Origin of the sequence: Enterobacter cloacae complex sp. 677-3DZ2D5B (assembly GCF_004136695.1) — a bacterium.
GTDB classification, from domain to species: Bacteria; Pseudomonadota; Gammaproteobacteria; order Enterobacterales; family Enterobacteriaceae; genus Enterobacter; species Enterobacter hormaechei_C.
The window spans coordinates 131,304-143,273 of the sequence record NZ_QFLS01000004.1 but is presented as its reverse complement, the minus strand read 5'-3'; the positions used below and the strand labels follow the sequence as shown (position 1 = coordinate 143,273).

11 protein-coding genes are annotated in these 11,970 nt (G+C 52.5%); 7 read left to right on the top strand and 4 right to left on the bottom strand.

Features of this window, described 5'->3' with window-relative positions; genetic code table 11:
* Nucleotides 1-4: 4 nt before the first annotated feature.
* From leuC to leuL, 4 genes are all read right to left on the bottom strand, one after another.
* Nucleotides 5-1,405: a 3-isopropylmalate dehydratase large subunit gene (gene leuC / locus DD597_RS06435; protein WP_003856382.1), complete on the bottom strand. Its 1,401-nt coding sequence runs from the start codon at nucleotides 1,403-1,405 to the stop codon at nucleotides 5-7.
* Between the two features lie 2 nt (nucleotides 1,406-1,407).
* On the bottom strand, nucleotides 1,408-2,499 hold the full coding sequence (gene leuB / locus DD597_RS06430) for a 3-isopropylmalate dehydrogenase (RefSeq protein ID WP_061856023.1): 1,092 nt from the start codon (nucleotides 2,497-2,499) through the stop codon (nucleotides 1,408-1,410).
* The gene (leuA, locus tag DD597_RS06425; protein ID WP_045342607.1) at nucleotides 2,499-4,070 is read right to left on the bottom strand and encodes a 2-isopropylmalate synthase; all 1,572 of its coding nucleotides are present in this window, start codon (nucleotides 4,068-4,070) and stop codon (nucleotides 2,499-2,501) included. Before leuA ends, leuB begins: the two co-directional genes overlap by 1 nt.
* A gap of 91 nt (nucleotides 4,071-4,161) precedes the next feature.
* A complete protein-coding gene (leuL, locus tag DD597_RS25310; RefSeq protein WP_057979999.1) occupies nucleotides 4,162-4,248 on the bottom strand; it encodes a leu operon leader peptide in 87 nt (28 codons plus the stop codon).
* A 628-nt stretch (nucleotides 4,249-4,876) separates the two neighbouring features.
* On the opposite strand from leuL, the gene leuO reads away from it, so the two are divergent.
* From leuO to ftsL, 7 genes are all read left to right on the top strand, one after another.
* Nucleotides 4,877-5,821: a transcriptional regulator LeuO gene (leuO, locus tag DD597_RS06415; protein WP_129256026.1), complete on the top strand. Its 945-nt coding sequence runs from the start codon at nucleotides 4,877-4,879 to the stop codon at nucleotides 5,819-5,821.
* Nucleotides 5,822-6,197: 376 nt separating this feature from the next.
* Nucleotides 6,198-7,922 carry an acetolactate synthase 3 large subunit gene (ilvI, locus tag DD597_RS06410; protein WP_129256025.1) on the top strand — a complete coding sequence of 575 codons (1,725 nt, stop codon included), beginning with the start codon at nucleotides 6,198-6,200 and terminating at the stop codon, nucleotides 7,920-7,922.
* 1 nt (nucleotide 7,923) lies between these two features.
* Nucleotides 7,924-8,415 (top strand): acetolactate synthase small subunit, encoded by a 492-nt coding sequence (gene ilvN, locus DD597_RS06405; protein WP_003856371.1) that lies wholly within the window; start codon nucleotides 7,924-7,926, stop codon nucleotides 8,413-8,415.
* 179 nt (nucleotides 8,416-8,594) lie between these two features.
* Nucleotides 8,595-9,599 carry a catabolite repressor/activator gene (cra, locus tag DD597_RS06400; protein ID WP_003856369.1) on the top strand — a complete coding sequence of 335 codons (1,005 nt, stop codon included), beginning with the start codon at nucleotides 8,595-8,597 and terminating at the stop codon, nucleotides 9,597-9,599.
* A 591-nt stretch (nucleotides 9,600-10,190) separates the two neighbouring features.
* The gene (gene mraZ, locus DD597_RS06395) at nucleotides 10,191-10,649 is read left to right on the top strand and encodes a division/cell wall cluster transcriptional repressor MraZ (RefSeq protein ID WP_003856368.1); all 459 of its coding nucleotides are present in this window, start codon (nucleotides 10,191-10,193) and stop codon (nucleotides 10,647-10,649) included.
* A gap of 2 nt (nucleotides 10,650-10,651) precedes the next feature.
* Complete coding sequence (gene rsmH, locus DD597_RS06390; RefSeq protein ID WP_003856366.1) at nucleotides 10,652-11,593, top strand: 16S rRNA (cytosine(1402)-N(4))-methyltransferase RsmH; 942 nt, start codon at nucleotides 10,652-10,654, stop codon at nucleotides 11,591-11,593.
* Complete coding sequence (ftsL, locus tag DD597_RS06385; RefSeq protein ID WP_003856363.1) at nucleotides 11,590-11,955, top strand: cell division protein FtsL; 366 nt, start codon at nucleotides 11,590-11,592, stop codon at nucleotides 11,953-11,955. Before rsmH ends, ftsL begins: the two co-directional genes overlap by 4 nt.
* Nucleotides 11,956-11,970: the final 15 nt, after the last annotated feature.

The following is an 11,970-nucleotide window of genomic DNA, read 5'->3' as shown; positions in this document are numbered from 1 at the left end:
CTCCTTATTTCAGGCTGCGAATATCGGCGAAATGACCGGTGACTGCCGCAGCGGCGGCCATTGCCGGGCTGACCAGGTGGGTGCGCCCACCGCGGCCCTGACGGCCTTCAAAGTTACGGTTGCTGGTGGAGGCACATCGCTCGCCCGGATTCAGGCGGTCGTTGTTCATCGCCAGACACATGGAGCAGCCGGGCAGGCGCCATTCGAAGCCTGCTTCGATAAAGATCTTATCCAGACCCTCCGCTTCCGCCTGGGCTTTCACCGGACCGGAGCCCGGCACAACCAGCGCCTGCACGCCCGGCGCCACTTTGCGGCCTTTAGCAATTTCTGCCGCAGCGCGTAAATCTTCAATACGGGAGTTGGTACAGGAGCCGATGAACACTTTATCAATGCTCACGTCGGTCAGCGGTACGCCGGGTTTCAGCCCCATATAGGCCAGCGCCTTTTCTGCACTGGCGCGCTCGACCGGATCGGCGAAGGAAGCCGGGTCAGGAATGCTGTCGTTGACAGAAATCACCTGGCCCGGGTTGGTGCCCCAGGTGACCTGCGGGGCGATCTCTTCCGCCTGTAACGTCACAACGGTATCAAAAATTGCCCCCTCGTCCGTTTTCAGGGTTTTCCAGTACGCTACCGCGTCGTCAAAATTCTGACCTTTCGGCGCATGCAGACGCCCCTTCACATAGTTGAAGGTGGTTTCGTCTGGGGCCACCAGTCCTGCTTTGGCGCCCATCTCAATGGCCATGTTGCACAGGGTCATACGACCTTCCATGCTCAGCGCCTGGATAGCATCTCCGCAGAACTCAACGACGTGACCGGTGCCGCCTGCACTGCCGGTTTTGCCGATAATCGCCAGCACGATATCTTTCGCGGTAATGCCAGGTGCCGCTTTGCCCTTCACTTCAATCTTCATGGTTTTGGCGCGGCCCTGCTTCAGGGTCTGCGTCGCCAGAACGTGTTCAACTTCAGAGGTCCCAATCCCGAACGCCAGCGCGCCAAATGCGCCGTGGGTTGCGGTATGGGAGTCGCCGCAGACGATGGTCATGCCTGGCAGGGTAATCCCCTGCTCAGGCCCCATTACGTGGACGATACCCTGATAGGGGTGGTTCAGATCGTACAGCTCCACGCCAAACTCGTTACAGTTCTTAATCAGCTCCTGCATCTGGATACGCGCCATCTCGCCAGATGCATTGATGTCTTTGGTCTGGGTGGAAACGTTGTGATCCATCGTGGCAAAGGTTTTACCCGGCTGACGCACCGGGCGCTTGTGCGCGCGCAGGCCGTCAAATGCCTGAGGAGAGGTCACTTCATGTACCAGATGACGGTCGATGTACAACAGTGGGGTTTCGTTTGGTGCTTCGTAGACCACGTGCGCATCAAACAACTTCTCATATAACGTCTTAGCCATGATTACACCCCTTCAGCGACATAGCGGGCAATGATGTCGCCCATTTCATCGGTACTGACTGCCGCCGCGCCGCGTGATAAATCACCGGTACGAACGCCTTCTTCTAACGCCCGGTTAATGGCGTTTTCAATTGCGGTTGCTGCATCGCCTGCATCCAGGCTATAGCGCAGCAGCAGAGCCAGGGAGAGGATCTGCGCAATCGGGTTGGCGATATTTTTGCCTGCGATATCCGGCGCGGAGCCGCCCGCCGGTTCGTACAGGCCAAAGCCTTCTTCGTTCAGGCTGGCCGAGGGCAGCATACCCATGGAGCCGGTGATCATGGCGCATTCATCCGAGAGAATATCGCCGAACAGGTTGGAGCACAGCAGCACGTCAAACTGAGACGGATCTTTGATCAGCTGCATCGTTGCGTTGTCGATATACATATGCGACAGCGCAACGTCCGGGTACTGCTTAGCGACTTCACTGACGATTTCGCGCCACAAAATAGACGACTGGAGCACGTTTGCTTTATCAATAGAGGTTACTTTACGGCGGCGTTTGCGCGCTGACTCAAACGCGATATGGGCGATACGTTCGATTTCAAAACGGTGATAGACCTCGGTATCAAACGCTTTCTCATGCTGACCGCTGCCTTCGCGACCTTTTGGCTGACCGAAGTAGATGCCGCCGGTCAACTCACGCACGCACAGGATGTCGAAACCGTTGGCCGCGATATCCGCGCGCAGCGGGCAAAACTCTTCCAGCCCCGGGTACAGTTTCGCCGGACGCAGGTTGCTGAACAGTTTGAAGTGCTTACGCAACGGCAGCAGCGCACCGCGCTCTGGCTGCTCTGCTGGCGGCAGGTGTTCCCATTTTGGGCCGCCCACGGAGCCAAAAAGAACGGCATCGGCATTTTCGCAGCCTTCTACAGTCCCTTTCGGCAGGGGAGTACCGTGATTATCAATCGCAATACCGCCCACGTCGTAGTGGCTGGTGGTAATTTTCATCGCAAAACGCGAACGAACAGCTTCCAGTACTTTCAGCGCCTGTGCCATCACTTCCGGGCCAATACCGTCACCCGGCAACACAGCAATATGGTAATTCTTCGACATCACACGGTTTCCTTGTTGTTCTCTTTATTCTGAGCTTTGCGTTGCAACTCTTTTTCGACTTCGGCGGCGCGCCAGATGTTGTTCAGGACATGCACCATCGCTTTCGCGGAGGATTCGACGATATCTGTCGCCAGACCCACACCGTGGAAGCGGCGACCGTTGTAGTTGACGACGATATCAACCTGGCCCAGGGCGTCTTTACCGTGCCCTTTTGCCGTCAGGTCGTATTTCACCAGCTCTACGTCGTACTCAGTGACGCGGTTAATCGCCTGGTAAATGGCATCCACAGGGCCGTTACCGTTGGCGGCTTCCGCTTTAATTTCATCGCCGCAGGCCAGCTTGACGGAGGCGGTAGCGATATCGCTTGAGCCTGACTGAACGGTGAAGTAGTCCAGACGGAAGTGTTCTGGCTCTTCCTGCTGTTTATTGATGAATGCCAGTGCTTCCAGGTCGTAATCGAAGACCTGGCCTTTCTTGTCAGCCAGCTTCAGGAATGCGTCGTACAGCTGATCCATGTTGTAATCGCTGTCCTTATAACCCATCTCTTCCATACGGTGTTTTACCGCCGCGCGGCCAGAGCGCGAGGTCAGGTTCAACTGAACCTGGTTCAGACCGATGGATTCCGGAGTCATGATTTCGTAGTTTTCACGGTTCTTCAGCACGCCATCCTGGTGAATACCGGAGGAGTGGGCGAACGCGCCAGCCCCAACAATCGCCTTGTTCGCCGGGATCGGCATGTTGCAAATCTGGCTCACGGTCTGGCTGGTGCGCCAGATTTCGTTGTGATTGATGCGAGTGTGCACGTTCATAATGTCTTTGCGCACCTTGATCGCCATGATCACTTCTTCCAGCGAGCAGTTGCCGGCACGTTCACCAATGCCGTTCATTGCCCCTTCTACCTGACGCGCGCCGGCGTGAACGGCGGCGATGGCATTGCCCACAGCCAGGCCCAAATCGTCATGGGTATGCACGGAGATGATGGCTTTATCAATATTTGGCACGCGATCGTACAGGCCGGTGATGATGTTGGAGAACTCAAACGGCATGGTGTAGCCGACGGTATCAGGGATGTTGATGGTTTTGGCGCCGGCATTGATGGCGGCTTCCACCACACGGGCCAAATCGTCAATCGGCGTGCGGCCTGCATCTTCACAGGAGAATTCGACGTCATCCGTGTAGTTACGCGCGCGTTTGACCATATACACCGCACGTTCAATCACTTCATCCAGCGTACTGCGCAGCTTGGTCGCAATGTGCATGGGGGAGGTGGCAATGAATGTATGGATACGGAAGGCTTCTGCAACTTTCAGGGATTCCGCGGCCACATCAATATCTTTCTCTACGCAGCGAGCCAGACCGCACACGCGGCTGTTTTTGATGGTGCGGGCGATGGTCTGCACTGACTCGAAATCACCTGGCGAGGAGACGGGAAAGCCGACTTCCATTACGTCTACACCCATGCGTTCGAGGGCCAGAGCAATTTGCAGTTTTTCTTTAACACTCAGGCTCGCCTGTAATGCCTGTTCACCGTCACGTAAAGTAGTATCGAAAATAACGACTTGCTGGCTCATGGGTTAGGTCCTTGTCAGTCTTAGGGCGCCTTGCTACGAGCATAAAAAAACCCGCGCAGTGGCGCGGGTTTTTAGTTTTACTGAAGACGATTCAACGCTGAATTTCGCCCGCCAGTCTACCGCGCACAGTGGATGCGTTTAGTAGTAGTAGACCGGTGAAACGAAGGGTGCGAATCATGAATCGTGCTCCAGGTGAATGCGATATGCTTTTAGTGGTACTGGATACGCCAACTCATGTCAACCCCTCTCAGGCAAAACGGCCACTCAGTACAGGATAAACACATTAGCTAATTGTGCTGGTTTTTGCATGTCTAACCGATTTTATTGTCTATTATTGGACTGGCGATTCATCTCTGGAATAATTTGAATATAATTGGTAGCAATTGAACATACTATTTTTACCAATGTGCTGTGAAATGGAATCTGTTTTATATCATTGATTTATAAATTACATGAATGATTTGCGGGTGAGTAAGTTAGCAAAATTGATATCATTTTGTTAATGAAAATGCGATGTATGCCATTAATAGTTTAATAACACTTAAGCCATTATTAATGAGTGCGTTGATTGTGCATTTGTCTGATTTATGGTTTCATGCCCACATTAAAGTTTGAGATATCTTTTGAACGATTTTTAGCTCTTCATTTATGGGATGCGTAAAGTCGCTCGTTGAATGGGGTTTCTTTATATATTCCGAATTTTAAATAATTTCCTTTCGCTTGTTGTATATGCATGGTAAATCATATTTTTCGAAGTTATTACTGTACCTTGGCAAAGGGAATTTAGCGTGACGGTGGAGTCAGAAATGCCAGAAAATAATATTAACCAACCACAGACTTATGATGGGGTTAAGCCTCAGTTGCGCACAGTGGATCTCAATCTGTTAACTGTATTTGATGCAGTTATGCAGGAGCAGAATATTACGCGAGCAGCGCAATCTCTGGGAATGTCTCAACCTGCCGTGAGTAATGCCGTAGCCAGACTTAAGGTGATGTTTAACGACGAGTTATTCGTCCGCTATGGAAGAGGTATCCAGCCCACGGCGCGTGCATTCCAGCTATTCGGTTCGATTCGTCAGGCGCTACAGCTGGTACAAAATGAGCTTCCCGGCTCGGGTTTTGAACCCTTAAGCAGTGAACGGGTTTTCCATCTCTGTGTTTGCAGTCCGTTAGACAATTATTTGACGTCTGTTATATATAATAAAGTCGAACAGATTGCTCCTAATATTCATCTCGTTTTTAAATCATCATTAAATCAAAATACTGAGCACCAGCTTCGTTATCAGGAAACGGAGTTCGTTCTGGGCTATGAAGAGTTTCGCCGTCCAGAGTTTGCCTGTGTTCCATTGTTTAAAGATGAAATGGTGTTAGTCGCCAGCAAAAAACATTCCCGTATGAATTCTCCGCTGCGTGAAAGCGATGTTTACAGCGAGCAGCATGCCGTGGTTGCTCTGGACAGATATGCCTCATTTAGTCTGCCGTGGTATGACACTGCCGATAAACAAGCCAGCGTGGCCTATCAGGGAATGGCGATGGTCAGCGTATTGAATGTCGTTTCTCAGACGCAGCTAGTCGCTATTGCACCGCGCTGGCTTGCTGAAGAGTTCTCCGATTCGCTGAGCCTGCAAATTTTACCTCTGCCGCTCAAGCTGAATAGCCGTACCTGTTATCTTTCCTGGCATGAAGCGGCGGGGCGGGATAAAGGGCATCAATGGATGGAAGAGCTGCTGGTCAATATTTGTCGTCGATAAGACAGGATGAATAAACCGCATGGTGCCATGCGGTTTATTCTGTGGTTTTTTATGCAAGCAATATTTTGTTCTGTGCGCATTTTTTCAGACACTCAGGGAGGCTTAAAAATAGATGATTTCCTGATCCATCCTCTTTTTAAGAGATGAATTATTAGCGTCTCCCCTCATAGCAGATGAATTCACCATATTCGTGTCTGACAGCTGTTTTTTCTGCTTTTATTGCCCATTCCCGCATTCCGTTTGCTAATTGCCTGGCTCATAACGAGCGGTTAAGGTATTCATCACTCTGCACATTATAAGATGGGTTCACCCTGTCAGAAGACGGCGCGGAAATGAATTCTGCTGTCCGTCTATAACAAAAGCCTGGAGGCAAAGCATGGAGATGTTGTCTGGCGCGGAAATGGTCGTCCGATCGCTTATCGATCAGGGCGTGAAACAAGTGTTCGGCTATCCCGGAGGCGCGGTTCTTGATATTTATGACGCGCTGCACACGGTAGGCGGTATTGATCATGTTCTGGTTCGTCATGAACAGGCTGCTGTGCATATGGCTGACGGCCTGGCCCGCGCCACGGGCGAGGTGGGTGTTGTGCTCGTCACTTCCGGACCGGGAGCGACCAATGCCATCACCGGCATTGCGACTGCGTATATGGACTCCATTCCACTGGTCATTCTCTCCGGACAGGTGGCGACGTCACTGATTGGCTATGATGCGTTTCAGGAATGCGACATGGTGGGGATCTCACGCCCCGTGGTGAAGCACAGCTTTCTGGTTAAGCAAACGGAAGACATTCCGGGCGTACTGAAAAAAGCCTTCTGGCTGGCCGCCAGCGGTCGTCCTGGGCCTGTGGTTGTCGATCTGCCAAAAGATATTCTCAATCCCGCGAATAAACTGCCTTATCTGTGGCCTGAGTCGGTGAGCATGCGTTCATATAATCCGACGACGCAGGGGCACAAAGGCCAGATTAAGCGTGCGCTGCAAACGCTGCTGGCTGCGAAAAAGCCCGTAGTCTATGTGGGGGGCGGTGCCGTCAATGCAGCCTGTGAAACGCAACTTCGCGAACTGATTGAGAAGCTGAATCTTCCTGTCGCGTCATCGCTGATGGGGCTGGGGGCATTCCCGGCTACCCACCGTCAGGCGCTGGGCATGCTGGGTATGCACGGCACCTATGAAGCCAATATGACGATGCACCATTCTGATGTGATTTTTGCCGTCGGCGTGCGTTTTGACGATCGCACCACCAATAATCTGGCGAAATACTGTCCGCATGCGACGATGCTGCACATTGATATCGATCCGACTTCAATCTCTAAAACGGTGCCGGCGGATGTGCCGATCGTGGGGGACGCACGACAGGTGCTGGATCAAATGTTGGATCTGCTGGCGCAGGAGACCGCGTCTCAACCGCTGGACGAGATCCGCGACTGGTGGCAGCAAATCGAACAGTGGCGTGGCCGTCAGTGCCTTAAGTACGACACACAGAGTGAGAACATCAAGCCGCAGGCGGTGATCGAGACGATCTGGCGTCTGACCAATGGCGATGCGTATGTCACTTCTGACGTGGGCCAACATCAGATGTTCGCTGCGCTGTATTACCCGTTTGATAAACCGCGTCGCTGGATCAACTCTGGCGGGCTCGGCACGATGGGCTTTGGTCTGCCCGCCGCGCTGGGGGTGAAGCTGGCGTTGCCAAACGAAACGGTGATCTGCGTGACGGGTGATGGCAGCATACAGATGAATATTCAGGAGCTTTCTACTGCGCTGCAATATGAGTTGCCAGTGCTGGTGCTGAACCTGAATAACGGTTACCTCGGTATGGTAAAGCAGTGGCAGGATATGATTTATTCTGGCCGTCACTCTCAGTCTTATATGAAGTCACTTCCGGACTTTGTCCGCCTGGCTGAAGCCTATGGTCATATTGGCATGCGGGTAACCGATCCGTCAGAGCTGGAAGCGAAGCTCGGCGAAGCGCTTGAGCACGTTAAAAACAATCGCCTCGTCTTCATGGACGTCATCGTCGACGGCACAGAGCACGTTTATCCGATGCATATCCGTGGCGGCGGTATGGATGAAATGTGGTTAAGCAAAACGGAGAGAACCTGATATGCGCCGGATATTATCTGTATTACTGGAAAATGAGTCGGGCGCACTGTCACGCGTCATTGGGCTTTTTGCGCAGCGCGGCTATAACATTGAAAGCCTGACCGTTGCGCCGACCGATGATCCAACGCTCTCCCGCATGACGATCCAGACTGTCGGCGATGCGAAAGTGCTTGAGCAGATCGAAAAACAGTTGCACAAACTGGTGGACGTGTTGCGCGTCAGCGAGCTGGGGCAGGGGGCTTACGTCGAACGTGAAGTGATGCTGGTGAAAATTCAGGCCAGCGGTTACGGTCGTGAAGAGGTCAAGCGCAACACGGATATCTTCCGTGGGCAGATCATCGACGTCACGCCTTCTATATATACTGTGCAGCTTGCCGGAACGAGCGATAAGCTGGATGCGTTCCTGGCCTCCGTCAGGGATGTAGCAAAAATTGTTGAAGTTGCGCGCTCTGGCGTTGTTGGCCTCTCGCGCGGCGATAAAATCATGCGTTAGTTGCGCAAAAGGTTCGCCTCTTTCAGCCCGGTAGCCAAAGCCGGGCTTTTTTTTGCGTAATCCACCGACAACGCGGACAAAAGCGGTTGCCGTGAAAGCTATTCTGCGTTTAGATGTTAAAATATTTAACCATAACCTTGACAGGGCCATGGACTTTTTTCTTTTTTTGAGGGGCAATTGTGAAACTGGATGAAATCGCCCGGCTCGCCGGCGTGTCGAGAACCACGGCCAGCTATGTGATTAACGGTAAAGCAAAGCAGTATCGTGTCAGCGATAAGACCGTTGAGAAAGTGATGGCAGTCGTTCGTGAGCATAATTACCATCCGAATGCTGTCGCCGCAGGTTTACGTGCCGGGCGCACCCGCTCGATTGGCCTGGTGATCCCGGACCTGGAAAATACCAGCTATACCCGCATCGCCAACTATCTGGAACGTCAGGCTCGTCAGCGGGGCTATCAGCTGTTGATTGCCTGCTCCGAGGATCAGCCTGACAACGAGATGCGCTGCATTGAGCATCTGCTGCAACGTCAGGTTGACGCCATCATCGTGTCGACCTCTTTACCACCAGAGCATCCTTTCTATCAGCGCTGGGCAAACGATCCGTTCCCGATTGTGGCGCTGGATCGTGCGCTGGATCGTGAACATTTCACCAGTGTCGTAGGTGCCGATCAGGACGATGCAGAAATGCTGGCTGCCGAGCTGCGTACCTTCCCGGCTGAAACGGTGCTGTATCTTGGCGCTTTGCCTGAACTTTCCGTAAGCTTCCTGCGTGAACAAGGGTTCCGTACGGCATGGAAAGACGATCCGCGTGACGTTCATTATCTGTATGCCAACAGCTATGAGCGTGAAGCGGCTGCCCAGCTGTTCGAGAAATGGCTGGAAACGCACCCGATGCCGCAGGCGTTGTTTACCACCTCGTTTGCCCTGTTGCAGGGGGTGATGGATGTGACGTTACGTCGCGATGGCAAACTGCCATCCGATCTGGCGATTGCGACCTTCGGCGATAACGAACTGCTCGACTTCCTGCAATGTCCGGTGCTGGCCGTGGCCCAGCGTCACCGCGACGTCGCCGAGCGCGTGCTTGAGATTGTTCTGGCAAGCCTGGATGAACCCCGCAAACCGAAACCCGGGCTTACGCGTATCAAACGTAATCTCTATCGGCGCGGAATTTTGAGCCGCCATTAATATTTCCACAGGGGCGGTAAAACTGCCCCTTTTGAAGCGCATTTATTGCGGGAAATAATTCCCGGATAAAAATTAGGATTTATCTCTAAGATTCATAGCCTGCTATTATTCTGAATCCATTTTGACGTTAAAAAGTGCAATTATAATTTCTAACGGGCATTTCTTTGTATTGTTTTGTTACAAACAGGTGCCAGCCGATGAATATTCAGCCATTTTTTACTCCCCCCTTCAGACCTCAACGCACACGAACGAATCCATCTGGCTTTGAGGTTAATCTGGCGCTGTTATCCCCCGGCGATATGCCTTAAAATGCTGCCCGCGTCGCAAACTGACACTTTATATTTCCCTGCGATGATATTGAGTGAGTCTTAACGCTCGTGTGCATATTCTGTTTTTTTCTTACAAATATTCATAACGTTAATTTTGCCTCGCCAGTTGTGTAGTAATTAGCCAGGTCACGCTTGCTCTGTAAATACGGTGCTTTCGCGCCGGTATAGAGAGAGTCCTGGCTTGACAAGCTTTTCCCTCGCTCCGTAAACTCCTTCAGGTGGGAATTTGTGGGTTAAAGTGGTGAGGAGGGGTGAGACTGGCATGTTCCGTGGAGCAACGTTAGTCAATCTCGACAGCAAAGGGCGTTTATCGGTACCAACCCGATACCGCGACCAGCTGATTGAGAACGCTTCGGGTCAACTGGTTTGCACCATTGACATCAACTCCCCATGCCTGCTGCTTTACCCTTTGCCTGAATGGGAAATCATTGAGCAAAAGCTGTCGCGACTGTCGAGCATGAACCCGCAGGAACGCCGCGTACAGCGGCTGTTATTGGGACATGCCAGTGAATGTCAGATGGATAGCGCCGGGCGATTATTGATTGCGCCTGTGTTGCGGCAACATGCCGGTCTGACTAAAGAAGTGATGCTGGTCGGACAGTTCAACAAGTTTGAACTGTGGGACGAAACGACCTGGTATCAACAGGTCAAGGAAGATATCGACGCTGAGCAGTCTGATTCCGAAACATTATCGGAACGGCTGCGGGACTTGTCTCTATAAATATGATGGAAAATTATAAACATACAACGGTGCTGCTGGATGAGGCCGTTAACGGCCTGAATATTCGTCCAGACGGCATCTATATTGATGGCACTTTTGGTCGCGGTGGTCACTCGCGTTTGATCCTCTCTCAGCTTGGAGCGGAAGGACGCCTGCTGGCAATTGACCGCGATCCGCAGGCGATTGCCGTTGCGCAAACCATCGATGATCCTCGCTTTTCCATCGTGCATGGACCTTTCTCTGCGCTTGCGGATTATGTCGCTGAGCGCGGCCTGACCGGCAAGATCGACGGGATTCTCCTCGATCTTGGCGTCTCTTCACCACAGCTTGATGATGCAGAACGCGGTTTTTCCTTTATGCGTGATGGACCGCTGGATATGCGTATGGACCCCACTCGCGGCCAGTCTGCCGCTGAATGGTTACAAACTGCTGACGAAGCGGATATTGCCTGGGTAATCAAAACCTTCGGCGAAGAACGCTTTGGCAAACGTATTGCCCGCGCCATCGTGGAGCGCAACCGCGTTGAGCCAATGACCCGTACCAAAGAGCTGGCAGAAGTCATCGCGGCGGCAACGCCGGTGAAGGACAAGCACAAACATCCTGCGACCCGTACCTTCCAGGCGGTTCGTATCTGGGTAAACAGTGAACTGGAGGAAATAGAGCTGGCGCTAAAAAGCTCGCTCGACGTGCTGGCCCCGGGTGGGCGGTTATCCATCATCAGTTTCCATTCGCTGGAAGATCGCATCGTAAAACGCTTTATGCGTGAACAGAGCCGCGGTCCGCAGGTTCCAGCTGGGCTGCCGATGACGGAAGAACAACTCAGAAAGCTGGGCGGCCGTCAGTTGCGAGCATTAGGCAAGTTGATGCCGGGCGAAGAAGAGGTGGCAGAGAATCCACGTGCCCGTAGTTCAGTGCTGCGTATTGCAGAGAGGACGAACGCATGATCAGCAGAGTGACAGAGACCCTAAGCAAAGTTAAGGGATCGTTAGGAAGCAACGAGCGCCATGCCTTGCCTGGCGTGATCGGCGACGATCTTTTGCGGTTTGGGAAGCTGCCACTCTGCTTGTTCATTTGCATCATTGTGACGGCAGTCATGGTGGTCACCACCGCTCACCATACCCGTTTATTAACTGCGCAGCGCGAACAGATGGTACTGGAACGCGATGCGCTGGATATTGAATGGCGAAATCTGATCCTTGAAGAAAACGCGCTCGGCGATCACAGCCGGGTTGAACGGATCGCAACGGAAAAACTGCAATTACAGCATGTTGATCCTTCGCAGGAAAATATCGTAGTACAAAAATAAGGGAAAACGCGACGC

Excerpts from the sequence above, each read along its gene's own strand:
- leuC (WP_003856382.1), bottom strand. The coding sequence starts at position 1,405 with ATGGCTAAGACGTTATATGAGAAGTTGTTTGATGCGCACGTGGTCTAC.
- leuB (WP_061856023.1), bottom strand. The coding sequence starts at position 2,499 with ATGTCGAAGAATTACCATATTGCTGTGTTGCCGGGTGACGGTATTGGC.
- leuA (WP_045342607.1), bottom strand. The coding sequence starts at position 4,070 with ATGAGCCAGCAAGTCGTTATTTTCGATACTACTTTACGTGACGGTGAA.
- leuL (WP_057979999.1), bottom strand. The coding sequence starts at position 4,248 with ATGATTCGCACCCTTCGTTTCACCGGTCTACTACTACTAAACGCATCC.
- leuO (WP_129256026.1), top strand. The coding sequence starts at position 4,877 with ATGCCAGAAAATAATATTAACCAACCACAGACTTATGATGGGGTTAAG.
- ilvI (WP_129256025.1), top strand. The coding sequence starts at position 6,198 with ATGGAGATGTTGTCTGGCGCGGAAATGGTCGTCCGATCGCTTATCGAT.
- ilvN (WP_003856371.1), top strand. The coding sequence starts at position 7,924 with ATGCGCCGGATATTATCTGTATTACTGGAAAATGAGTCGGGCGCACTG.
- mraZ (WP_003856368.1), top strand. The coding sequence starts at position 10,191 with ATGTTCCGTGGAGCAACGTTAGTCAATCTCGACAGCAAAGGGCGTTTA.
- rsmH (WP_003856366.1), top strand. The coding sequence starts at position 10,652 with ATGATGGAAAATTATAAACATACAACGGTGCTGCTGGATGAGGCCGTT.
- ftsL (WP_003856363.1), top strand. The coding sequence starts at position 11,590 with ATGATCAGCAGAGTGACAGAGACCCTAAGCAAAGTTAAGGGATCGTTA.